Below are 23,474 nucleotides of genomic sequence, written 5' to 3' on the forward strand. Positions count from 1 at the left end.
CTACCCAAGCACTGGTCGCACTAGCCCGCAAGCTTGCCCGGGTGGTATTTGCTCTGTTGAAAAACCAGAGCGAATACTCACCTAAAGCGGTTTAGGGGCTAGGCATGAACCATAGAATCTCCCACATTTGATCGTGTTCCTTCAGCAGGAATGCAATTCCATGTGGGAGCGAGCCTGCTCGCGAAAGCGGTCTGGCAGGCCGCGAAATTACAGCGCCTGCCACCCACCGCCAAGTGCCTTGTACAACGCAATGCTCGCCTGCACCCGCGACAGCCGCAGTTGTACGTTCTGATCCTGCGCCGCATACAACGTGCGCTGGGTTTCCAGCACCGTCAGCAAGTCTTCGGCGCCGGCCTGATAGCGGCTTTGGGCGATGTTGAAGGCGGTCTGCGCCTGGCTCAATTCTTCGTTCTGCCACAACCGCTGCTCCTCAAGGCGCCGAATGCTGTTGAGGGCTTTCTCCACATCAGCGAAGCCATTGATGATCGCGCCACGATAGTTCTCCAGCAGTTCTTGCTGGCGTGCTGTGGCCTTGTCGCGTTCAGCGCCGAGACGGCCGTTATTGAAGATCGGCGCGACTAGCCCGGCGGTGAGGTTGTAGAACGGACTGCGGATCAAATCGTCGAACTGGTTGGCGCCGGAGCCGAGCTGTGCCGTCAGGGTCAACGCCGGCAGCATGGCTGCACGGGCGACTTTGACGTCGGCCTCGGCGCCAGCCAGTTGCGCTTCGGCGCGAGCGATGTCCGGACGACGGCTGAGCAGCTCGCTGGGTACACCGGCAGCGATATCTGGCCATTGCAGGTGATCGAAGGGCTCTTTTGGCGACAGTTGTTGCACCGGTTGGCCGAGCAGCGCAGCCAGGCTGATCAGCGCGTCTTGCGCTTGCTGCTGCACACGCGGCAATTGCCATTGCTGAGCGGCCACCAGACTTTTTTGCTGGGCCAGTTCCAATGCCGTCGCCGAGCCTGACTCATAACGCGTCTGCACCAGCTTCAGCACGCTTTGGGCGTTGGCCAGATTCAGCTCGGCGATGCGGCTTTGCTCGCGCAGCGACAGGGTTTGTGCATAGGTATTGGCAACGCCGCTGAGCAGTGTCAGCTCCACGGTCGCACGATCGAATTCACTGGCCTGCAGGGTGAATTGCGCACTGTCGCGGGACGCGCGTTTGCCGCCCCAGAAGTCGATTTCGTAAGTGGCACTCAGATTTGTATCGAAGTAATCCACGGCCTTGTTGCTGCTGTTGGCGTCCAGTTGGCTATAGCCGTTACCGCGCAGCAGTTTTTGCCGATTGGCGTTGAGCCCTGCTTTGACTTCTGGCAGCAATGAGCCGCCGGCGATCACCGTGTCGGCCTGCGCCTGACGCACCCGGGCAACGGCCGCCGCGAGGTCGAAGCTGCCGACTCGTGCCTGTTCGATCAGGCTGTCGAGTTCAGGGCTGCCGAACTGCGTCCACCACTGTGCATTGTTGCGGGCGGCGCGGGCGGCTTGTGGCGATTGCCACGTCGCCGGTGGCAGCAGGCCGCTGTCCGGGCGCTGGACGGGATTGGCGCAGGCGCTGAGGATCAGGCACACGGTCAACAAACTGAGGCGCGGTTTCATAGATCGATCATTCACTGGTAAGGGCCGTGACCGGGTCGAGCCGGGCAGCTTTGCGGGCCGGCATGAAGCCGAAGACAACACCGGTGATCAGGGCGCAACCGAAGGCGCCAAGCACCGCGATCAAGGAAAACGCCACGGCGACTTCGCTGAGCACCAGCACGCCGCCGACGATCAGCGCCAAGGCGATGCCGGCGATGCCGCCGACCACCGAGAGCATCACCGCCTCGGTGAGGAACTGGCGCAGGATGTCGCGCTGTCTGGCGCCGGTGGCCATGCGGATACCGATCTCGCGAGTGCGTTCGCGCACAGTCATGAGCATGATGTTCATCACGCCGATACCGCCCACCAGCAGCGAGATCGCGGCAATCGAACCGAGCATCAGTGACAGTGTGTTCTGCGTGCGCGCCTCGGCCTGGATCATCGCGGCGTTGTTGGTCAGTTCGAAATCTTTCTTGCCGTTGTGCAGGCGCAGCATCAGTTGTTCGATGGCCTGTTCGGCTTCCTTGACCCGGCGGGCGTCGGTGGCAGCGATGGCCACGTATTCGGGATCGCGGGTGCCGAACAGGCGCACGCTGGCCGCCGAATAGGGCACGGCGATGCGGTCGTCGCTGTCGGAGTCGCCGGAGCTGGCACCTTTTTCCGCCAGCACGCCGACCACCTGGAAGGGCACGTTCTCGATCAGGATGTATTGGCCGATGGGGTTGCTCACACCCTTGAGCAATTTACTGCGGACCTTGTGGCCGATCACTGCAACGGCCGCTGCGCTCGCTTCGTCGGCGTCGGTGAAATAACTGCCTTGCACCACGGGCCAGTTGAAGATTGCCGGGAAGTTTGTGTCGTTACCGCCGACATAACTCATATGGTCGACGTTGCCGTAACGTACGCCGGCCTCGGCGCCATTGACGGGCATGATTCGCTGCACTTGCGGCAGGCTCGCCAGTGCATGGACGTCGTCGAGGGTGACGATTCCCGGCGGCGTGCGCGGATTGGGCGCGGAACCGCTCAGATAAATGATGTTAGAGCCGAATGCGCCCATTTGCGCCATGACTTGGCGCTTGCTGCCTTCGCCTACCGCCAGCATTACCACCACTGACGCCACGCCAATGATGATCCCGAGCAGGGTCAGGGCGGTGCGGAAGCGGTTGATCCACATCACCCGCCATGCCGCGTGCAAGGCGTCCACCAGTTCACCTTTCCAGGCGCCGGTGGCCTCGGCGCCCTCGGCCAGACGCTTGCGCAAATCCACCGCCTGCAAGGCGCCGGGGTTGGCCGTGGTCTGTGCCTCGGGATTGTCTCGGGCGCTGTCGCTGATGATCAGACCGTCGCGGATTTCGATGATGCGTTTGGCCCGCGCCGCCACTTCGCGATCGTGGGTGATGAGGATCACCACATGACCCAGGCTCGCCAACTCGTCGAGCAGCGCCATGACCTCTTTGCCGCTGTGGCTGTCGAGGGCGCCGGTGGGTTCGTCGGCGAGAATGATGTGGCCGCCGTTCATCAAGGCGCGGGCGATCGAGACCCGCTGCTGCTGGCCGCCGGAGAGTTGATGGGGGCGGTTGCCCATGCGTGAAGCGAGGCCGAGACGATCAAGCAGGGCGGCGGCGCGGGCATGGCGTTCGGCGGCGGGGGTGCCGGCGTAGATGGCCGGCATCTCGACGTTTTCCTGAGCCGAGCCGGACGGAATCAGATGGTAGCCCTGAAACACGAATCCGAAGGCCTCGCGGCGCAGCCAGGCCAACTCATCGCTGTCCAGGTCGGCAACATGTTCTGCGGCGAAGCGATACTCGCCTGACGTTGGCCTGTCCAGACAGCCGAGGATGTTCATCAGCGTCGATTTGCCGGAGCCGGAAGCGCCGATGATCGCCACGAACTCGCCGGCCTGGATCGACAGGTTGATGCCGCGCAACACATGGACTTCAGGCGCGTCGCCGCCGCCGTAGGATTTGCGGATGTCCTTCAGGTCAATCAGAGGCGTTTGCATTCAGTCTCCGCTGCCGACAGCGGGGCCGATCAGCAAGTGATCACCTTCGCTCAAACCATCGAGAATCTGCACCTTGAGCCGGTCGCTGATGCCAGTGCGCACCTCGCGAGATTCAATGTTGCCGTTGGCGGCGACTACCTGAGCGGTCTGCAGGTTGGCCGTGTCGCTGCCTTGCAATGCTGCGACCGGTGCAGTGAGGACATCTTTGGCTTGATTGGCGACGAAGAATACTTGGGTGGTCATCTCGGCCATCAAGGCGTTGTCGGTGTTGTCGACGTCGAGCAGCACGGTGTACAGCACGACGCGGGCGCTGCCGCTTTTGCTGCTGGCCGGGCTGCCGCCGCCCTGGCTGGTCTGATCCAGCGGTTTGGGTGGCACTGGCAGAATCTGCCGCACAGTGCTGCTCCAGCGCCGGTGGCCGCCGCTGAGGGTGGTGAAGTACGCGCTCATGCCCGGTTTGACATGACCGATGTCGGCTTCGGACACCTCGGCCCACACCGTCATTGGCGAGAGCTTGGCGATGCGCAGGATCAATGGTGTCTGTTGCTGGGCATTGAGGGTCTGGCCTTCGCGCGCATCGAGAGCGACCACGGTACCGGCCATTGGCGCATAAATGCGGGTGTAGCCAAGTTCGGCCTGATCGCTGCGCAGGCTGGCTTGGGCCTGACGGATCTGCGCCTGGAACATGTCGATGCGGGCCTGCGTGGCTTTCAGCTCGGCGCGGGCGGTCTGCACGTCTTCTTCGCGGGTCGCACCGCCGGCGGCAAGATTTTGCTGGCGCTGGTACTTCTGTTGCGCCAGTTCATGCTGGGCGCGTTGTTCCTGCAATTGCGCCTTTAGATTCTCGACGGAGAAGCGCCCGGCATCGAGCTTGGCCTTCTGCGTCGACGGGTCGATTTCCACCAGCAACTGGCCTTCCTTGACCACGTCGCCGACTTCTACGTGGATCTTCTGTATCTGGCCCGAAGCCTGCGCGCCCACATCCACATAGCGGCGTGGTTGCAGGGTGCCGAGTGCAGTGACGCTGCTTTCGATATCGTCACGGGTGACTTGCACGGTGGCGAATCTATCCCGACCCGGCGGCATGATCTGCCACGCGGCGTAAGCGACAACGGGGATCAGACAAAGGACTACAAGCAGGGCGCGTCGGGCGGGGCGGGGACGTTTCATGCAGGGTTCCGGCCAGTGGAAATCGGCCCGTCGTTCGGCTGGCACACGGATTCGGGCAGCGCTGAACGCCGTCGCAGGGCGCGACAGACACGGGGAGCTGTCCTGTAAACGAGGAAAGTGCAGGGGAATTTAAGCGCGGACACACCCAGTAACAGCTATAGAACAGGACTATTTATCGGGCAAAGACAAACGCTACTTTAAATCTATATGAGAATTACTATAAATTACGCACCTTACGTTGCCACTATCTTGCTACCGCTCATCGCGGGGTGATCGATCAGTGTGCTCATGGACACAAACCGCACCTTTTGCGGCCGGGAGTCATGTTGGAAAACTACTATCGCGAGCTGGTGTGTTTCCTGAACGCCAAGCTGGGCAACCGTCAGGTTGCCGAGGATGTGGTGCATGACGCTTATCTGCGGGTGCTGGAGCGTTCCAGCGACACACCCATCGAGCAACCCCGGGCCTTCCTTTATCGTACGGCGTTGAATCTGCTCATCGATGATCATCGACGCAACGCGCTGCGCCAGGTCGAGCCGCTGGAAGTGCTCGACAACGAAGAGCGCTATTTCACGCCTTCCCCCCATGGCACCCTCGATCACGGCCAGCGTCTGGAAATGCTCCAGCGTGCGCTGGCTGAACTGTCGCCCGCCTGCCGCGACAGTTTTCTATTGCGCAAGATCGACGGCCTGTCGCACCCGGAAATCGCCGCACAGCTCGGTATTTCCAAGGCCCTGGTGGAAAAGCACATCGTCAATGCGATGAAACATTGCCGTCTGCGGATCAAACAATGGGATGCCCATTGAGCCGTCGTCGTTAAATTTTATTTCACTGTTCTCGTTCCTACTCAACAGACGACCTGCCGTCCTGCTCAAGGCCGGTCAGGTCACTTAGGCTTTCCTTTCCCCACTGTTGAGGGGTTCATCCAGAGGACACTGGAAATGACACAGGCAATTGCATCGCCCATCGTTCACGACCTGATCGGCGTCGGTTTCGGCCCTTCGAACCTGGCGCTGGCCATCGCTCTGCAAGAGCGCGGCCCGAGCCAGGGCGAGCTGGATGTGCTGTTCCTCGACAAGCAGGCCAACTACAGCTGGCACGGCAATACCCTGTCGACTCAGAGCGAGCTGCAGATTTCCTTCCTCAAGGATCTGGTGACCCTGCGCAATCCGACCAGCCCGTACTCGTTCGTCAATTACCTCAAGTATCACGGCCGCCTTGTGGACTTCATCAACCTCGGCACCTTCTACCCGTGCCGCATGGAGTACAACGACTACCTGCGCTGGGTCGCCGGGCAGTTCACCGAGCAGAGCCGTTATGGCGAAGAAGTGCTGACCATTGAGCCTGTGCTGCACAACCATCAGGTCGAAGCGCTGCGCGTGATTTCCCGCGACAGTCAAGGTCAGCAACATGCGCGGACCACCCGTTCGGTGGTGGTCAGTGCCGGCGGCACGCCGCGTATTCCCGAGGCGTTCAAGGCGCTCAAGGGCGACAGCCGCGTGTTCCACCATTCGCAATACTTGTCACAGATGGCCAGGCAGCCGTGCGTGAACAATCAGCCGATGAGCATTGCGATCATCGGTGGCGGGCAGAGCGCGGCGGAAGCCTTCATTGATCTGAACGATTCGTTCCCGTCGGTGCAGGTCGACATGATCCTGCGCGGCTCGGCCCTCAAGCCAGCCGACGACAGCCCGTTCGTCAACGAAGTGTTCGCGCCGGAGTTCACTGACCTGGTGTTCCAGCAAAACAACGCCGAGCGTGAGCGTCTGGTCAACGAGTACCACAACACCAACTACTCGGTGGTCGACATCGATTTGATCGAGCGCATCTACGGCATCTTCTATCGTCAGAAGGTGTCCGGGATTGCCCGCCATGCCTTCCGCACCCTGACCACCGTCGAAAACGCCACCGCCACCGAAAACGGTATCGAGCTGACCGTGCGCAACAACGCCACCGGCGAGGTAACCGTTCGCCTTTACGACGCCGTGGTGCTGGCCACCGGTTACGAGCGGCAGATGCACCGCAAACTGCTGGCGCCGCTGGAAGAATACCTGGGCGAGTTCGAGGTCGATCGCCACTACAAAGTGATCACCGATGAGCGCTGCAAGGCAGGCATCTACATGCAGGGTTTTTGCCAGGCCAGCCATGGTTTGAGCGACACACTGCTGTCGGTGCTGCCGATTCGTGCCGATGAAATTGCCGGCTCGTTGTATGAGCATGGCAAGCATCGTGGGCATCGTTCGATGGCGGATCTGTTGTTGGCGACTGCCAGCTAGATTCTGCTGCGACTGATTCATCGCCTTCGCGAGCAAGCCCGCTCCCACACTGTTTTTCTGTGTAGGCAGGAGAAAATGTGGAAGCAGGCTTGCTCGCGAAGGGGCCATTTGAAGCAACACAAATTCTGAATCCTGAACCCTTCCTGAAGAGCCCTGTAATTCCCCGACACACCTCCTTTTGCCGGTTTACTCTCCAGATATCGGGGCGTAAGCTTCGCGCGTTTTCATCAATAGCGGAGACCCACAGTGGGTACTTGTTCGAGTGACAGTTGTCGGCCGGTCTCGATAACCGGCAGATTCTCGGCAAGATAGCGCGCCTCTTTTGTGCCGTTGTCTCGCCGTAAAAGCGAGCAGCGGCATCCCGTGCATGGCCCGTCCTGGGTCATGTCTGGACGTTCCTTCTCATCGACACTGAAAGAGCGTGATTTCGACTCATCGTCGTCATCGCAGCCCTATCGACACGCCTGTCTTTTCTGACCGGCGCGCCAAGCCTTGCCGTGCCGGTTTTTCCGGCGGCACAGGCGCGGCCGTACCTGCTTGACGGTTTCCCGGCTGACCATAGGGGCAACAGCCATGAAACTTACGCTCAAGGAATTTTTCGCAGGCTTTCTGCGGACCCGCCACTTCGCCCGGCACTTCCGTCGTCTGGCGTTGCTGGAATCGATCACCGACACCACGGTCAGCCGTGAAGTCCCCCCCACTCTGGCCAACACGCTGGTCGATGCTGCCCATTGCGACAGTGGTGCATTGCTGTCTTCACTGGGCACCCATTGCGACGGCCTCACCGACTTGGAAGTCGATGCGCTGCGTGCGCAGTACGGTTTCAACGAAGTCGAACACGAGCAACCGCTGCCATGGTGGACCCATCTGTGGCACTGCTACAAAAACCCATTCAACCTGCTGCTGACACTGCTGGCGTTGATCTCGTGGCTGACCGAAGACCTGCAAGCCGCCGTGGTGATTTTCTCCATGGTGGTGCTGTCGACGCTGTTGCGCTTCTGGCAGGAAAGCAAATCCAACCAGGCGGCTGATGCGCTCAAGGCGATGGTCAGCAACACCGCCACCGTCATGCGCCGTGATGAGCCACGCACTGAAGTGCCGATCAAACAACTGGTGCCCGGCGATCTGATCGTGTTGTCGGCCGGTGACATGATTCCTGCCGATTGCCGCGTGCTCAGCGCCAAAGACCTGTTTGTCAGTCAGGCGGCGATGACCGGCGAGTCGATGCCAGTGGAGAAATTCCCACGTCAGGCGGATCGCGACACGCACAACCCGCTGGAGCTGGACAACATTTTGTTCATGGGCACCAACGTGGTCTCGGGCACGGCGGTGGCGGTGATTCTCACCACGGGTAACAGCACGTATTTCGGTGCGCTGGCGCAACGCGTGGGCGCGACGGATCGGGCCGTCACCTCGTTCCAGCAAGGCGTCAACAAAGTCAGTTGGCTGTTGATCCGCTTCATGTTCGTGATGGCGCCGCTGGTGTTGTTCATCAACGGTTTCACCAAGGGTGACTGGACGCAAGCGCTGCTGTTCGCGCTATCGATTGCCGTGGGCCTGACCCCGGAAATGCTGCCAATGATCGTCACCTCGACGTTGGCCAAAGGCGCGGTATTCCTGTCGCGCAAAAAAGTCATCGTCAAACGCCTCGATGCGATCCAGAACTTCGGCGCCATGGACGTGCTGTGCACCGACAAGACCGGCACCCTGACCCAAGACAAGATCTTTCTGGCGCGCCACGTCGACGTCTGGGGTGAAGACTCGGACGACGTGCTGGAAATGGCTTATCTCAACAGCTATTACCAGACCGGCCTGAAAAACCTGTTGGATGTGGCGGTGCTGGAACACGTCGAAGTCCACCGTGAACTCAAGGTCGGCACGGCGTTTCGCAAGGTCGATGAGATCCCATTCGACTTCGACCGTCGGCGCATGTCAGTGGTGGTCGAAGGGCGTGGTCAGGCGCATCAGTTGATCTGCAAAGGCGCGGTCGAAGAAGTGCTGGCGGTGTGCACTCGTGTGCGTCACGGCGACGTCGATGAAGCCTTGAGCGATGAATTGCTGACCCGGATTCGTCAGGTCACCGCCGCATTCAACGCTGAGGGCATGCGCGTGGTAGCGGTGGCAGCCCGATCGATGCCTGAAGGTCGCGACACTTACAGCCTGGCCGATGAGGCGCAGCTGACGCTGATCGGCTACGTGGCGTTCCTCGATCCACCGAAAGAAAGCACCGCGCCAGCGCTCAAAGCCTTGGCCGAACATGGCATCGCCGTGAAGGTGCTGACCGGCGACAACGAGTTGGTGACCGCAAAAATCTGCCGCGAAGTCGGCCTGGCGCAACAGGGCCTGTTGCTGGGCAACGACGTCGAGCGCATGAGCGATGCCGAACTGTCGGTGGCCGTGGAAACCACCAATGTCTTCGCCAAGCTGACGCCATCGCACAAGGAGCGCATCGTGCGCATCCTCAAAGGCAATGGGCATGTGGTCGGGTTCATGGGCGATGGCATCAACGATGCGCCGGCACTGCGCACCGCTGACATCGGTATCTCGGTGGACAGCGCGGTGGACATCGCCAAAGAAGCGGCGGACATCATCCTCCTGGAAAAGAGTCTGATGGTGCTGGAGGAGGGCGTGCTTGAAGGGCGCCGAACCTTCGCCAACATGCTCAAGTACATCAAAATGACCGCCAGTTCGAACTTCGGCAACGTCTTCTCGGTGTTGGTCGCCAGTGCATTCATTCCGTTTCTGCCGATGCTGCCGATGCATCTGCTGGTGCAGAACCTGCTCTACGACATTTCGCAGATCGCCATCCCGTTCGACAACGTCGATGACGAAATGCTGAAAAAACCACAACGCTGGCAGCCGGGCGACGTCGGGCGTTTCATGCTGTTCTTCGGCCCGATCAGTTCGATCTTTGACATCACCACGTTCGCCTTGATGTGGTACGTGTTCGATGCCAACACCCCCGATCACCAGACGCTGTTCCAGTCCGGCTGGTTCGTGGTCGGGCTGCTGACCCAGACGCTGATCGTGCACATGATCCGCACGCCGAAGATTCCGTTCCTGCAAAGCCGTGCCGCCATGCCGCTGCTGGTGATGACCGGGATCATCATGGCGGTCGGCATCTTCCTGCCGATGGGGCCGTTGGCGCATTACTTCAAACTGCAGGCGCTGCCATCGCTGTACTTCGTGTTCCTGCCGGTGATTTTGCTGGCGTACATGGCCCTGACCCAAGCGGTCAAAGGCTTCTACATCCGCCGGTTCGGCTGGCAGTAACACCACCGTACCTGTGGGAGCGGGCTTGCTCCCACAGGAGGGATGCGTTCTCAAGGAGGACTTCATCATGCAAGCCATCAACAACCTCAATCTCACCTCGCTGCTCGACACTCTCGTCAGCCTCAGCGCGGCTTTCATTCTCGGAGGCCTGATCGGCTTCGAGCGCCAGTACCGGCAACGCACCGCCGGCCTGCGCACCAATGTGCTGGTCGCCGTTGGCGCGGCAATTTTCGTCGACATGGCCAACCGTCTTGCCGGCGCTGAAGGCGCGGTGCGCGTGGTTGCCTACGTGGTCTCCGGCATCGGTTTTCTCGGTGCCGGGGTGATCATGCGCGAAGAAGGCAACGTGCGTGGCCTGAACACCGCCGCGACCCTGTGGACATCGGCTGCGGTCGGCGCCTGCGCCGGTGCCGATCTGCTGGCCGAAGCGGTGCTAGGAACGCTGTTTATCCTCGCCGCCAACACCTTGCTGCGACCGATCGTCAACAACATCAACCGTCAGCCGCTGGACGTGGTCTCGGCCGAAGTTACCAACATCGTCTACGTCATCGCCCGACGCTCGCAGCAAAAAGCCGTATTTGCCTTGCTCGAAGCGGAGCTTGAACGCAGTAACTACCCGGCCAGCGATGTTGACGTGCATGCCTTTGGCGCCGATGAAATCGAGATCGAGGCGACGCTGGCAACCACCTCGGTCGACGGTGACGAGCTGGACGCACTGGTGGCGCGGATCTCGACGTCGACGCTGGTGGTGCAGGCTTTCTGGAGTCCGAGTACAACCGATTAGCGCTGGGAAATATCCTACATCTCGGAGGGAAAAAACTTACATTTTCACGCGTAGGCATCACTCATTATTTTCCCCGGAGCAGAGATGCCCTGCGTCCTGAATAATCAGTGAGGCATTACTTTTTTCACAACTGTTGGGCCAGGAAAATACCGGCGGCGATGGCCAAAAGTATGGGGGCTTCAGTTGTCGGAATAAGCCATGGTTTATTTGTTACAGCGATAAGCCAGATTGCCGCTCGTGAGTTATTTGGGAAGCCAGGCCGCTGGGCCTGATAAATAACTATCCCTAGAGATGCCTACGATGAATAAGTTTTTCGCTGTGACTACCGCTGCTGTTGCCATGAGTCTTGCTTCTTTCGCCAATGCTGCGCCAGCAACCGGCAACCCAGGCACCGTGCGTTTTATCGGTGAAATCGTTTCCGGTGCATGTGGTATCGACGCCAGCTCCCTTGATCAAACTGTTTCGCTGGGTCAGGTCCCATCGAACCGTTTCAAGGCTACGGGTGATCGCTCCGACCCGGTCAAGTTCGACATCGTCCTGACCGACTGCGACACCACCACCCAGAAGAACGCCCGCTTCACCTTCAGCGGCGTGCAGGACCCATCGGTTCCTGCACTGTTCGCCACCACTGGCCTGGCCCAGAACGTCGGCATTCGCCTGCAGGCAAGCGCTGGTGAAATGCTCGATAACGGCAAGGAGCAGGTTGCGCCAGTCGTTCTGCAAGACGGCAACAACACCGTGACCTTCGCGGCGATGTACGAAGCCACCGCGGCTGCTGTGACCACCGGTGAAGCGGACAGCGTTGCCAACTTCACCGTTGCCTACAACTGATACGCCCGTATTGATTGTTTTAAGAAAAAGGGGCGATAGCCCCTTTTTTCTTATCTGTCAGAGCACTGTTTAAAGGGTATTGCCCGTGTACTGCCGCACACTTTTCGTGTCTTGCGTATTGATCCTCTCTGCGCGCTATTCAAATGCCGTGGAGTTCAATTCGGAGTTTCTGAATATTGATCGTAAAGACAATATCAGCCTCGGACAGTTTACCCATGCCCAATACACAGTACCCGGCAGTTACTTGCTGGACATTACTGTCAATCAGCGTTACTTCGGCAGCCGTTCCATAGAATTCAAAAGTGCTGACGATCCGCAGGAAAGTTACGCCTGTCTGCCGGAAGAACTGGTGGCGATGTTCGGTTTGAAACCGGAGGTGTTGAAGGGCCTGCCAAGGCTGGCTGACGGCCAGTGCGTTGATTTGCGCGGGATCGACAACGCCAGCATCAAGTACATCAAAAGTCTGGGCCGACTTTCGATCAGTCTGCCGCAGGCGACGTTCGAATATGACGATCCCAATTACATTCCCCCGGCTGCCTGGAGCGAGGGGCTGGACGGTGCATTGCTCGATTACCGGGTGATCGCCAACAGCCGCCAGTCCACGGCGTCCGGTGATTCCCGCTCGTTGCAAAGTTACGGCACCGCCGGGGTGAACATTGACGCCTGGCGGATTCGTGCCGATTACCAGGCCCGGCAAGAGTCCGGTCAGCAGAGCGGTGACATCAACAGCAAAGCGTTCCAGTTGAACCGTCTCTATGCCTATCGCGCCTTGCCGGCCATTCGCTCGAAGCTATCGGTGGGCGAAGATTATTTGAACTCCGATGTGTTCGATACGTTTGCCCTGCGTGGCGCCACGTTGAGCAGCGACGACCGCATGTTACCGCCCAGTCTGCGCGGTTATGCGCCGTTGATCAGTGGTTTGGCGCGGACCAACGCGACCGTGACCGTGTCGCAGCAGGGCCGAGTGTTGTACTCGACCACGGTCACGCCTGGCGCATTCAGCCTTCAGGATTTGAACAGCAGCGCCCAGGGCACGCTGGATGTCACCGTGCGCGAAGAGGACGGTACCGAACAGACCTTCACGGTCACCACGGCGGCGGTACCGTTTTTGTCCCGCGAGGGCGAGTTGCGCTACAAGGTCTCGGCCGGGCAGCCGCGGCTCAACGGTGCCGGCGGCACCGAGCCCGGGTTTATTGCTTCAGAGTTGGCCTACGGTTTGCCACGGGACTGGACGGTGTATGGCGGCGTGCTTGCAGCCTCGGATTACCTGTCGGATGCCATCGGCGTCGGCAAGGATCTGGGCGTGTTCGGCGCGTTGTCGGCAGATGTCACCACCTCGCGGGCCAAGTTGCGCTGGAGTGGCGAAACGGTGGTGGGTAACTCGTACCGGATCAACTATTCCAAGCGTTTTGATGCCATTGGCACAGACCTGCGGTTTCTCGGTTATCGCTTTTCAGACAAGACGTTTACCAACTTCTCGCAGTTTGTCGGCGACCCTGATTCCTACTCGCTGAACTCGGGTAAACAGCGCTATTCGGTGACGCTGGCCAAGCATTTTTCCTGGCTGTCGACGAGTGTCTCCTACGACCATTCCACCTATTGGGACGCGGCGCCCTCCGAGCGTTTCGGTCTGTCGCTGGCGCGCAGTTTTTCAATCGGCAACGTCAAGAACATCAATGCCAACCTGTCCGCGTATCAAACCCGCAATACGCGGCAGAACGACTCGCAGATCTATCTCGGGGTTTCCATTCCGCTGGGCGGTAACTCGATGCTGTCGAGCAACATGCAGCGCTCGGGGACCGGGGCGTCGTCGGGCAACGTCGGGTATAGCCACGACGACGGCGATGGCCTGAATTATCAGGTGTATGGCGGGATCGGTGATAACCGCTACGTCAATGCTTATGTCGGCAAACGAGCATCCACCTATCGGGCCAACGCTTCTGCTACCACCGATGGCAGCACCTACCGTTCGCTGACCGGCGAGTTCGACAGTTCGCTGGTCGCCACCCGCTATGGCGTGTCGGCCCATGGCAACGGTTCGAATGGCGATACCCGTTTGCTGGTATCGACCGATGGCGTGCCGGACGTGGCGTTCAGTGGTCAGACACGCTCCAACCAGGCCGGTTACGCGGTGATGGACGGTTTGCCATCGTTCCAGGCCTATGAAGCGCGGATCAACATGGAAAAATTGCCGCTCAACACCGAAGTCTCAAACCCGATCCAGCGTCTGGCGCTGACCGAGGGCGCTATCGGCTATGTGAATTTTTCCACCGCCCGTGGGCATAACGCCTACGTGACGTTGACCCGATCTGATGGCAAACCGGTGCCTTTCGGCGCGTCGGTGCAGGACAAACACACAAACAAGGAAGTGGGCATCGTCGGTGAAGGCGGGGTGACTTATCTGCTGGGCGTCAAAGCGCAGGCTGAGTTGGTCGCGGTGTGGGACGACGTCAATCGTTGTGCCTTGGCCGCACTGCCTGAAGAAGACGTCGTGACCAACATCGCCAAACCCGTGCGCTGCCTTTAATCCGGGCTTGAACCTGACCCGGCCTTTATCCTTGCGGAGAACCTTTATGCAATCTCTTTCATTGTCCACAACCCGTGGCCTGTTCAATCGTTTGGGCCTCATTGCAGGCCTGTGTGTTCCGTTATTGGCCAACGCGGCGGTGGTGCCGGACCGAACGCGAATCGTGTTCGAGGAGAGCGCGCCGTCAGTCAGCGTCACGCTCAGTAACAAGAACGCGCAGTTGCCTTTTGTCGTGCAGTCGTGGATCGAAAACGAAGCCGGCCAGAAGGTCACGTCGCCGTTCATGGTGCTGCCGCCATTGCAGCGCATTGAACCCAGTGAAAGCAGTGTGTTGCGCATCGTGAAACTGCCTGAGCTGGCGTTGCCCAAAGATCGCGAATCGGTGTTTTACCTCAACGTGCGCGAGATTCCACCCAAGACTCAGGCTGTCAATTCGATGCAGATCGCCTTGCAGTCGAAGATCAAGCTGTTCTATCGCCCGGCCTCGGTCAAACGCGAGCGTGGAGATGATCTGGCGCTGGGCTTGAAGCTGAAAATCGATCCGGGCACTAAACAGCTTTCGGTGGAGAACCCGACGCCGTTTCACATCACCGTGGTCGGGCTGCTGGCCGGTGAGCAAAAGCCCCGGATGCCGATCGACACGATCATGATCGCGCCCTACGCCAACGCACGCTTTCCATTGACCAGCACGGCGTTCACCTCGCTGCGGGTGTCGAACATGAACGACTTCGGAGGGCAGACCGATACGCTGTTCAAGTGCGTGGCAAACGTCTGCACGGGCGTCAAGCCATGAAGCGCACGCCGCTCAGGCTTTGTCTGGCGATGCTGTTGCTGATGTTTTCTCAGGCGTCCTGGGCGATGTTGTGCAAATCGCTGAATGACGGCTCGTACCTGAGTGAATACATCGGCCCGGTGTCGGTGCCCGATACGGTGCCGGACGGTACGATCATCTGGCGCTCGAAAACGCATGTGGTGCCCGCCAAGTGCTGGAAGGTTCACGACATCCATTTTGCCGAAGACGACCCGATCTATTTCTACGGCAACCCGGCTGGATTGAACGCGACACCCTGGGGTATTGAATTTGGTCTGGTGTACAAGGGGGTGACAGCCTGGGACGGTGACTGGAGCGCCAACCCGACCCAAGGGGTGAATACCGGTTTTGTTTCACGGGGCTGCCCCTCGGCCTCCAATGATGCAGAGATGTTGCCGTGTTCGTTGGTCAGTCCGAGCATCGCGTTTCAGGTGGTCATCCGCAAACGCGGGCTGTTACCGCTGCAGCGGCCCTCACAAGATACGTACGACGTCTTCCAGTTCGACGGGTTATATGGACTCAACGGCGGGCCAGGCAATCCGTTTGGCAATTTCCGTTTTCAGCTCAGCGGCCTGCAAAACATTGTCGGCACGGCTTGCAGTGTTGATGTGACCGTAACCCCTGAGCCGGGAATCGTCGATTTCGGGGTCATCCAGAAAACCGCCAACGGCCTCTCACCGCCCAATCCGACCCGGCCTTTCAGCCTGGCGCTGGAGAAACGATGCAGCACGGCGATCAACCTGGGCGCCACATTGGTCACCACTCAGCAGCAGGGTGATTACACCATCGTGCCGGCCAGTGATAGCCAGTTCGGCATTCAGGTGCGCGATTCACGCAACCAACTGGTACCGATCAACGAACCCTTTCCGCTGGTCAATTTTCCGGCGGACGTGACTCATATCGACGTGCCGTTCAGCGCTTCGGTCGTATCGTTGGGCGATCCCAAGGTCGGGCCTTTCGAGGCAATCATGGTGGTGCAGATCATCTATTACTGAGGCACGCCGCCGGCGCCAACGGCGGCATTTTGTTGCAGGCGTTATCTCTGGGAAATTTCCTACATGACTGTCGGATAAGTCCTTCGCAGCACGCTTTTGGCTATCGCCAATATGCCTGCTCTCAGCTCGATTAAGCGATGAATTGACGATGGCTTCCCCGCGTATTCTAGTGTTGGAAAATCAAGGTTTTGCGCGCAGCGTGCTGGTCAAGATGTTGCAGCGCCTGGGCGTACACGACGTGGTCCAAGCCACAGATGGCGAACATGCGATGGTGCAGATGCACCTCTATGGCGGCGTCGACATCGTGCTGTGCGACCTGACTGATCGCGGACTCGATTGCCTCGAGTTTCTGCGGCGCGCCAGTCAAAGCGGCATGGTGCGCGCGGTGGTGCTGTGCAGCGAATTGCAGCCGGAGTTGCATCGTGCGCTGGGGCACATGCAATCGTTGGCCGGGCTGCAACTGCTGGGGATACTCCGTCGACCGATTCAACTGCGCTCGGTGCATCGTTTGTTGCACCGCTACAGCCGCGCGCGGGCAGTGCCGGTGCCGAACATGCTGCGCAGAGAGCTGCCTACTGAAGAGGAAGTGCGGCGTGGGCTGGCGTTGGGCGAGTTCCGTGCCTGGTTTCAACCGCAGGTCGAACTTCAGACCGGCGCAGCCGTCGGCGTCGAAGCGCTTGCGCGATGGCAGCATCCGGCGCGGGGTGTGTTGCTGCCCAGTGAGTTCCTGGCGGCGGTGCTGGCGTATGACTTGATTGACCAGATGTTCAAACACCTGCTGGAACAGGGTTTGAGCCTGATGGGGATCTTGCGTCGCCAAGGCGTCAACCTGACGCTGGCGTTCAACCTGCATGCCTCGCAACTGGCGAACGGTGAACTGATCGAGCACATTAAACGGGCACTCGAGCGACATGCCTTCAAGGGCTCGACGCTGATGTTCGAATTCGCGGAAAACGGCTTGCTCGACAGCGCCCCCGGCATCCATGAAAACCTCCTGCGATTGAGACTGTTGGGCTGCGGTTTGTCGGTCGATGACTTCGGGGTGGGCTTCTCTTCGCTCAAGCTGCTCTGCCAGCTACCGTTCAATCAGATCAAGCTCGATGGACGCTTCGTCCAGCGTCTGGATCGCCAGCGCAATCGTGCCATGGTGACCTGCACGCAGGGGCTGGCGCAGTCGCTGGACATGAGGCTGGTGATTGAGGGGGTCAGTAGTCCGCGGATTCGCGAGGGGCTGCTGGAACTGGGGTGTGAGACCGGCCAAGGGTTTCACCTGGCCAGGCCCATGAATGGGCACGATTTGTTGCAGTGGCTGAAAACGCTGGAAAGCGCACGGTGAACTTTTCACCGTTTGCTCCGATATGGTTGCAGAATTTTCCTACACTTCATTCGCGCTCGTGTATTTTTGCCGCACGCACCGAATGGCTTGCTGTCCCACTCACACTCATGGCCTTGACGATGTCGGTTGCCGGCGTGCTCTCCAGAGGTTTTTATGCTTAAAGCGATAGTTGTGGACGATCATCCGTTCATTCGCTCTTCGGTCAAGATGCTGCTCAAACAGGAACAGTTCGACGTCGTGGCCGAGGCGGACAACGGCGCCGACGCTGTGCAACTGGCCCGTGAACACGCTCCGGACCTGATTATTCTGGATATCGCCATGCCCAAGCTCGATGGGCTGGAAGTGATTTCGCGTATCAGTGCACTGGGGCTGTCGAGCAAGGTGCTGGTGCTGACCTCGCAATCGGCGCTGTTCTATTCCATGCGCTGCATGAAGGCCGGCGCCGCTGGCTATATCTCCAAAACCAACGATCTTGATGAGCTGATCAAAGCCATCAAGGCTGTGATGGACGGCTATACCTTCTTTCCCAATCTGGCCACCAGTTCGGTGCGGCGAAGCGATGTTGATGCCACCGATCTTGAACTCATCCAGAGCCTGTCCGATCGTGAGCTGACGATCCTGCAACAGTTATCCAACGGGCTGAGCAACAAGGAAATTGGTGAAGCGATGTTGCTGAGCAACAAAACCGTCAGCACTTACAAGACCCGGCTGATCGAGAAGCTCAAGGTCAAATCGGTGGTGTACCTCGCCGATTTTGCCAAGCGCAATAACCTTGTCTAGATGAATACTTCTTTCAGAAAGTGCTTTGCGGGGCTGTTGCTGTCTGGCTTGCTGCTAGCCGGCAATGCTTTTGCCGCTGAGCCTGAAACATTGCAATTGCTTGGGCGTTCGACGGTCGATGAATATGCGGTTTCACTCGACGAGTCGGACTGGAGCTGGTTGCGGCATCGCAAAGCATTGTTGCTGGGCGCTTCGGCTCCCGATTACTCACCGTTTGGCATTACCACCAATGACAATGACTACGAAGGTCTGACGGCCGACTATGCGCAGTTGATCGCTCAGTTGCTGCATATCAAGGTCGAGGTGCGCCGGTTTGAGTCGCGCGACGAGGTGCTGGCTGCGCTTAAAAACGGTGAAATCGATTTGCTTGGCACCGCCAATGGTTACGAGGCAGTTGATCCCGACCTGGCAGTGTCCAGGCCCTATGCCGACGATCAGCCGACGTTGCTGACCCGCATCGGCGAGAACCAGGATCTGCCGGTGGATCTGGCTGGCAAGCGTGTGGCGATGCTCTATCACTATTTGCCACCAGAAGTGGTGAAGGCGTTCTATCCCAAGGCCACCATCCAGTTGTATCCCTCAACCTTGAGCGCTATCGGTGCGGTGGCGTTCAGTCAGGCGGACGTCTACCTGGGCGACTCGATCAGCTCCAACTACCTGATCAGCAAGAATTACCTCAATAACGTGCAGCTCAGTGATTTCTCGCGGCTGGAAGTGCAGCCATTCGGCTTTGCTGTGTCTCGTGGCAACGACCGACTGTTGCGTATCCTCAATGCAGCGCTGGACACGATTCCCACCACTGAGCGCATGAGTATTTTGCGCCGATGGAGTGCGGGGGGCGCGACCATGCCCGGGCGACAGACCCTGCACTTCAGCGTCAGCGAGCAACGCTGGCTGGAGCGTCACCCCAGGATAAACGTGGCGATCAATGAGAACTTTCTTCCGCTGACGTTCTTCGACAATGAAGGCAATTTTCGTGGCATCAGTGCCGATGTGCTGGCCAAAATCAGCCTGCGCACCGGCCTGAAGTTCGACGTACAACGGGCCGAGTCAGTCGCTGACCTGGTCGATCTGGTGACCAGCGGCAAGGCTGACATGCTCGCCGCGTTTACCCCCAGTGCCGAGCGTGAAGGTGCCTTGCGTTTTACCCGACCTTATCTGACCAACCCGTTCGTACTGGTTACGGCCAGCGGCGAGGGCGCTCCCCAGACCCTGGACCAAATGGCCGGCAAGCGTCTGGCGTTGATTCGCGGCAACGTGTTGCGCGAATACCTTGTGGAGCAGTTTCCCCGGGTGCACCTGGTGACGGCGAAAAATGCTGCCGATGCGATGAACATGGTTGCCAAGGGCGAGGTCGATGGTGCGATCAATTCCTTGCTCAATGCCCGTTACTTGATCTCCCGCCAGTATCGCGGCCGGCTGCAAATCACCAGCACCGTAGGGACTCAGCAGGCGCGTATAGCGCTGGCGACCGATCGCGGAGCCCTGGAGTTGTACTCGATTCTCGACAAGGCGCTGTTGAGCATTTCCCCTGAAGAAATGGATGAGCTGACCAACCGCTGGCGCACTGAAGTGGTGGTCGACGACAGTTATTGGCTGCGCCATCGCAGCACGATCATTCAAGGGTTCGTCATCGCCGGTGTGTTGTTGCTGGTGGCGTTCGGCTGGATTGCTTACCTGCGCATGCTGATGCGCAAGCGGCGCCAGGCTGAAATCGCCCTCAACGATCAGATGGAGTTCATGCGCGTGTTGATCGACGGCACGCCGCACCCGATCTATGTGCGCGACCGCGAGGGACGGCTGGTGACGTGTAACAGCGGTTACCTGCAAGTGTTTGGCGTTGAACGCGAAGCCGTGATCGGTAAAACCGTGACCGACGGCGTGCTGAGTGACGCTATCGAGGCGCAGGGCTATGCGAACGATTACCGGCAAGTCATGGATGAAGGCGTGCCGCGAGTTGAGGATCGCAAGCTCAGTCTGGCAGACGGTCGTCTGCTGACTATTTATCACTGGATGCTGCCTTACCGTGGCAGTGATGGCGAAGTCAGCGGGATGATTTCCGGCTGGATCGACGTCAGCGAACGCCAGCAACTGTTGCACGAGTTGCGCATCGCCAAAGACGGCGCCGACGATGCCAACCGCGCCAAGACCACGTTCCTGGCGACGATGAGTCATGAGATCCGCACACCGATGAATGCCGTGATCGGGATGCTTGAACTGGCCATGAAAAAAGCCGATCAGGGCGTCATGGATCGTTTCGCCATTGAGGTGGCCTCGGGCGCGGCGCGGGGCTTGCTCGATCTTATTGGCGACATTCTCGACATCGCACGGATCGAATCCGGCCGGTTGTCGCTGGCTCCGGAGCGGGCCAATCTGCGTGAGCTGATCGAGTCGGTGGTGCGGATATTCGAAGGCTTGGCGCGACAAAAACAACTGCGCCTGCAACTGGATCTGGATGCGCTGGCCAACGTAGACGTCTTGATTGATCCGCTGCGCTTCAAGCAAGTGCTGTCGAACCTGTTGAGCAATGCGATCAAGTTCACCGAGGTGGGTCACGTCGTATTGCGTGTGCGGGTAGAACCTGCGATTGACCAGGATCGGTTGGCGCTATGTCTGCGGGTCGAAGACAGTGGTCGCGGGATATCCGTGGAAGACCAGCAACGGCTGTTCACGCCGTTCACCCAGGCTGGCAACCATGGCCAGTCTGTGCAGGGCGGTTCCGGGCTGGGTCTGGTGATCAGCCGCACCTTGTGCGAAATGATGGGTGGCTCGCTGACGATGCACAGTGCGCTGGGGCAGGGCACACAGATTGAGGTGCGCCTGAGTTTACCCACCTTGCAGCCATTGGCCCGCGTTGCGGTGGCCGAGATTGAACCGGTTACGGTCAGTCGGGCGCTGAATATCCTGGTGATTGATGACTATCCGGCCAACCGTTTGTTGTTGTCCCAGCAACTGACTTATCTGGGGCACCGGGTCACGGACGCTGAGGACGGCGCCCATGGTTTGCGGGCGTGGCGCAATGAGTCTTTTGATGTGGTCATCACCGATTGCAACATGCCGATCATGAACGGCTACGAGCTGGCGCGGGCGATACGCGACGAAGAAACCGCACGAGCGTTGCCACGCAGCCTGGTGCTGGGCTTCACCGCCAATGCACAGGCCGAGGAGAAGTTGCGTTGTGCAGAGGCGGGCATGGACGATTGCCTGTTCAAGCCCATCAGCCTCAAGGATCTGAACGCGCGATTGGCTTCGATAACGCCTCATGTCCGACCTGTAACCGAAGAAGAGGATACCGGCAACGCGGAGGGTGGCATTGATTTTGACGTGAGCAGTCTTGAGCAACTGACCCGCGGTGACCGGGCGTCAATCAAGAGCCTGCTGACGGATCTGGCCACCAGTAATGACGACGACATGGCCAAACTCATGCGACTGTTCACGCAGCATGATTTGCCAGGGTTGGCTGACCTTGCACACCGGGTCAAGGGTGGCGCGCGGATCATCAAGGCGCAGTCGCTGATTCAGGCCTGTGAGGCTTTGGAAACCGCCAGCGAAGGTCTGGATTCGGCGGTGTTGACCGAGGCGGTGGACGCCCTGCAGCAAGCCATGGAACACCTCGCCGCGCAATTGGAAACCTACCTGGCGAACTGATCGCGGTTCGCTGGATCTTTTTCGTTTTGAACGTCGATATTTGCGAATTTTCCTACATTCGCCAATGACCCTCCCTCGTTAACGTGCAGTGGACTCAGCGTAAGGCTGATTCAGACAACGGGCGATCAACAGGGGCCATCAGCGCAACGCTGACGGCCCCTGTCGAAGCGCCGTACGCAACGAGCAGGGGCACTGATTCTCGGTAACGCCGACTCCCCTTCGCGCTGCGTGTCATCCCACTTTTATTGTTTGGAGCAGTTGATGAACCTTCAACATCTGTCTTCCCGTGCGCGACTGTCGGTCAGCGTGCTGGTTGTAGCGGCAGCTTTGAGTGCCTGTGCCAGCGCACCGATTCCGGAGCAACAGATTTCGCTGTCCAAAGAGGCGGTCAATCGTGCCGTTTCGGCAGATGCGACCCAATATGCCCCACTGGAAATGAAGGCGGCGCAGGACAAGATGTTCCTGATGGAGCGCGCCCTGGGCGAGAAAAATTACCCGCAAGCCAAAGTGCTGGCCGAGCAGATCGAAGCTGACGCCAACCTGGCCGAACGCAAGGCGCGAGCTGTGAAGTGGCAGAAGCAATTGACAGACGCCCGCAGCGGCATCCAGGTGCTCAAGCAGGAAATGCTGCAAGACCCGGTTACCGGTTTCAATCCGCCTGCCAGTGCTCAATAAGGAAAAGCCCCATGCAGACTTTCAAATTACTGCCAGCCGTTTCCCTGTTTGCCCTGATGCTCGCCGGTTGCGCCACACCGCCGGAAAACCCGCAATTGCTGCAAGCCCGTGCGCAATTCGCCGCGCTGCAACAAAAAGCCGAGTCAAACACGCTCGCGGCGATCGAAACCAAGGACGCGTTCACTGCGCTGAACAAGGCCGATCAGGCTTCCCTCAAGGATCGCAAGGCCCCAGATGTTGATCAGTTGGCTTATCTGGCCAGCCAGAAAATTGCTGCGGCCGAGCAGACCATTGTCGGTCGCCAAGCGGAGGCCGGCCTAAAGAAAATCGACGCCGAACGCACTCAGGTGCAGCTCGATGTCCGTACCCAGCAGCTCAAGGCCCTGCAAGCACTGAAAGCCAAGAAGACGGATCGGGGTGAGGTGGTGACCTTCGGTGACGTGCTGTTCGACACCGGCAAGGCTGATTTGAAGTACGGCAGCCAGCGTCAGTTCCAGCACCTAGCCGACTTCCTGGCCAGTAACCCGGAGCGCAAAGTGCGGGTGGAGGGCTTCACCGACAACGTCGGCAACGAGGCCGCCAATCAGGTGTTGTCCGAGCGCCGCGCGTCTTCTGTCGCCAGTGCGTTGTCGCAATTGGGGGTGGATCGTCGGCGTATCGTGACTCAGGGCTTTGGCGAGGAATTCCCGGTGGCCGATAACGGCAGCGCGGCAGGACGCCAGCACAATCGGCGGGTCGAAGTGATTCTGTCCAATGGAGCAGAGGTGGTGGGCGCGCGCCACTGATTG

Annotated in this window: 16 protein-coding genes; 13 read left to right on the plus strand and 3 right to left on the minus strand. The window is 59.3% G+C overall.

What is annotated here, in order from left to right; genetic code table 11:
- Window positions 1–207: 207 nt before the first annotated feature.
- The 3 genes from AACY11_RS09725 to AACY11_RS09735 are packed head-to-tail and all read right to left on the minus strand — an operon-like array spanning window position 208 to window position 4,750.
- Window positions 208–1,599: an efflux transporter outer membrane subunit gene (locus AACY11_RS09725; protein WP_339494555.1), complete on the minus strand. Its 1,392-nt coding sequence runs from the start codon at window positions 1,597–1,599 to the stop codon at window positions 208–210.
- 7 nt (window positions 1,600–1,606) lie between these two features.
- A complete protein-coding gene (locus tag AACY11_RS09730) occupies window positions 1,607–3,580 on the minus strand; it encodes a MacB family efflux pump subunit (RefSeq protein WP_339494556.1) in 1,974 nt (657 codons plus the stop codon).
- On the minus strand, window positions 3,581–4,750 hold the full coding sequence (locus AACY11_RS09735) for an efflux RND transporter periplasmic adaptor subunit (protein ID WP_339494558.1): 1,170 nt from the start codon (window positions 4,748–4,750) through the stop codon (window positions 3,581–3,583).
- 323 nt (window positions 4,751–5,073) lie between these two features.
- Here AACY11_RS09735 and AACY11_RS09740 point away from each other — a divergent pair, with 323 nt between their 5' ends.
- The 13 genes from AACY11_RS09740 (at window position 5,074) to AACY11_RS09800 (ending at window position 23,471) form a co-directional block, all read left to right on the plus strand.
- Entirely contained in the window at window positions 5,074–5,556 is a 483-nt protein-coding gene (locus tag AACY11_RS09740; RefSeq protein WP_339494559.1) for a sigma-70 family RNA polymerase sigma factor, read from the plus strand.
- A 135-nt stretch (window positions 5,557–5,691) separates the two neighbouring features.
- The gene (locus tag AACY11_RS09745) at window positions 5,692–7,026 is read left to right on the plus strand and encodes a lysine N(6)-hydroxylase/L-ornithine N(5)-oxygenase family protein (RefSeq protein ID WP_339465557.1); all 1,335 of its coding nucleotides are present in this window, start codon (window positions 5,692–5,694) and stop codon (window positions 7,024–7,026) included.
- A 573-nt stretch (window positions 7,027–7,599) separates the two neighbouring features.
- Window positions 7,600–10,299: a magnesium-translocating P-type ATPase gene (gene mgtA / locus AACY11_RS09750; RefSeq protein ID WP_339494560.1), complete on the plus strand. Its 2,700-nt coding sequence runs from the start codon at window positions 7,600–7,602 to the stop codon at window positions 10,297–10,299.
- A 67-nt stretch (window positions 10,300–10,366) separates the two neighbouring features.
- Window positions 10,367–11,083 (plus strand): MgtC/SapB family protein, encoded by a 717-nt coding sequence (locus AACY11_RS09755; RefSeq protein ID WP_123533034.1) that lies wholly within the window; start codon window positions 10,367–10,369, stop codon window positions 11,081–11,083.
- A 300-nt stretch (window positions 11,084–11,383) separates the two neighbouring features.
- Window positions 11,384–11,914 (plus strand): fimbrial protein, encoded by a 531-nt coding sequence (locus AACY11_RS09760; protein ID WP_221732937.1) that lies wholly within the window; start codon window positions 11,384–11,386, stop codon window positions 11,912–11,914.
- A gap of 148 nt (window positions 11,915–12,062) precedes the next feature.
- Window positions 12,063–14,441 carry a fimbria/pilus outer membrane usher protein gene (locus AACY11_RS09765; RefSeq protein WP_339494562.1) on the plus strand — a complete coding sequence of 793 codons (2,379 nt, stop codon included), beginning with the start codon at window positions 12,063–12,065 and terminating at the stop codon, window positions 14,439–14,441.
- A gap of 46 nt (window positions 14,442–14,487) precedes the next feature.
- Window positions 14,488–15,234, plus strand: a complete 747-nt coding sequence (locus AACY11_RS09770; RefSeq protein ID WP_339494564.1) for a fimbrial biogenesis chaperone — start codon at window positions 14,488–14,490, stop codon at window positions 15,232–15,234.
- Window positions 15,231–16,247 carry a fimbrial protein gene (locus AACY11_RS09775; RefSeq protein WP_221732935.1) on the plus strand — a complete coding sequence of 339 codons (1,017 nt, stop codon included), beginning with the start codon at window positions 15,231–15,233 and terminating at the stop codon, window positions 16,245–16,247. Before AACY11_RS09770 ends, AACY11_RS09775 begins: the two co-directional genes overlap by 4 nt.
- 148 nt (window positions 16,248–16,395) lie before the next feature.
- The gene (locus AACY11_RS09780) at window positions 16,396–17,583 is read left to right on the plus strand and encodes an EAL domain-containing response regulator (RefSeq protein ID WP_260455988.1); all 1,188 of its coding nucleotides are present in this window, start codon (window positions 16,396–16,398) and stop codon (window positions 17,581–17,583) included.
- A gap of 153 nt (window positions 17,584–17,736) precedes the next feature.
- Entirely contained in the window at window positions 17,737–18,363 is a 627-nt protein-coding gene (locus tag AACY11_RS09785) for a response regulator transcription factor (RefSeq protein ID WP_221732934.1), read from the plus strand.
- A complete protein-coding gene (locus AACY11_RS09790) occupies window positions 18,364–22,011 on the plus strand; it encodes a transporter substrate-binding domain-containing protein (protein ID WP_339494569.1) in 3,648 nt (1,215 codons plus the stop codon).
- Between the two features lie 261 nt (window positions 22,012–22,272).
- A complete protein-coding gene (locus tag AACY11_RS09795) occupies window positions 22,273–22,686 on the plus strand; it encodes a DUF4398 domain-containing protein (RefSeq protein ID WP_221732932.1) in 414 nt (137 codons plus the stop codon).
- Between the two features lie 11 nt (window positions 22,687–22,697).
- Window positions 22,698–23,471: an OmpA family protein gene (locus tag AACY11_RS09800; RefSeq protein WP_221732931.1), complete on the plus strand. Its 774-nt coding sequence runs from the start codon at window positions 22,698–22,700 to the stop codon at window positions 23,469–23,471.
- The last annotated feature ends 3 nt before the right edge of the window (window positions 23,472–23,474 follow it).

Source organism: Pseudomonas sp. RA_105y_Pfl2_P56 (assembly GCF_963970845.1).
In the GTDB taxonomy this organism is placed as follows: domain Bacteria; phylum Pseudomonadota; class Gammaproteobacteria; order Pseudomonadales; family Pseudomonadaceae; genus Aquipseudomonas; species Aquipseudomonas baetica_A.

What these genes read in the sequence shown, in the direction of transcription:
- AACY11_RS09725 (WP_339494555.1), bottom strand. Translation starts at nt 1,599, where the DNA reads ATGAAACCGCGCCTCAGTTTGTTGACCGTGTGCCTGATCCTCAGCGCC.
- AACY11_RS09730 (WP_339494556.1), bottom strand. Translation starts at nt 3,580, where the DNA reads ATGCAAACGCCTCTGATTGACCTGAAGGACATCCGCAAATCCTACGGC.
- AACY11_RS09735 (WP_339494558.1), bottom strand. Translation starts at nt 4,750, where the DNA reads ATGAAACGTCCCCGCCCCGCCCGACGCGCCCTGCTTGTAGTCCTTTGT.
- AACY11_RS09740 (WP_339494559.1), top strand. Translation starts at nt 5,074, where the DNA reads ATGTTGGAAAACTACTATCGCGAGCTGGTGTGTTTCCTGAACGCCAAG.
- AACY11_RS09745 (WP_339465557.1), top strand. Translation starts at nt 5,692, where the DNA reads ATGACACAGGCAATTGCATCGCCCATCGTTCACGACCTGATCGGCGTC.
- mgtA (WP_339494560.1), top strand. Translation starts at nt 7,600, where the DNA reads ATGAAACTTACGCTCAAGGAATTTTTCGCAGGCTTTCTGCGGACCCGC.
- AACY11_RS09755 (WP_123533034.1), top strand. Translation starts at nt 10,367, where the DNA reads ATGCAAGCCATCAACAACCTCAATCTCACCTCGCTGCTCGACACTCTC.
- AACY11_RS09760 (WP_221732937.1), top strand. Translation starts at nt 11,384, where the DNA reads ATGAATAAGTTTTTCGCTGTGACTACCGCTGCTGTTGCCATGAGTCTT.
- AACY11_RS09770 (WP_339494564.1), top strand. Translation starts at nt 14,488, where the DNA reads ATGCAATCTCTTTCATTGTCCACAACCCGTGGCCTGTTCAATCGTTTG.
- AACY11_RS09775 (WP_221732935.1), top strand. Translation starts at nt 15,231, where the DNA reads ATGAAGCGCACGCCGCTCAGGCTTTGTCTGGCGATGCTGTTGCTGATG.
- AACY11_RS09780 (WP_260455988.1), top strand. Translation starts at nt 16,396, where the DNA reads ATGGCTTCCCCGCGTATTCTAGTGTTGGAAAATCAAGGTTTTGCGCGC.
- AACY11_RS09785 (WP_221732934.1), top strand. Translation starts at nt 17,737, where the DNA reads ATGCTTAAAGCGATAGTTGTGGACGATCATCCGTTCATTCGCTCTTCG.
- AACY11_RS09790 (WP_339494569.1), top strand. Translation starts at nt 18,364, where the DNA reads ATGAATACTTCTTTCAGAAAGTGCTTTGCGGGGCTGTTGCTGTCTGGC.
- AACY11_RS09795 (WP_221732932.1), top strand. Translation starts at nt 22,273, where the DNA reads ATGAACCTTCAACATCTGTCTTCCCGTGCGCGACTGTCGGTCAGCGTG.
- AACY11_RS09800 (WP_221732931.1), top strand. Translation starts at nt 22,698, where the DNA reads ATGCAGACTTTCAAATTACTGCCAGCCGTTTCCCTGTTTGCCCTGATG.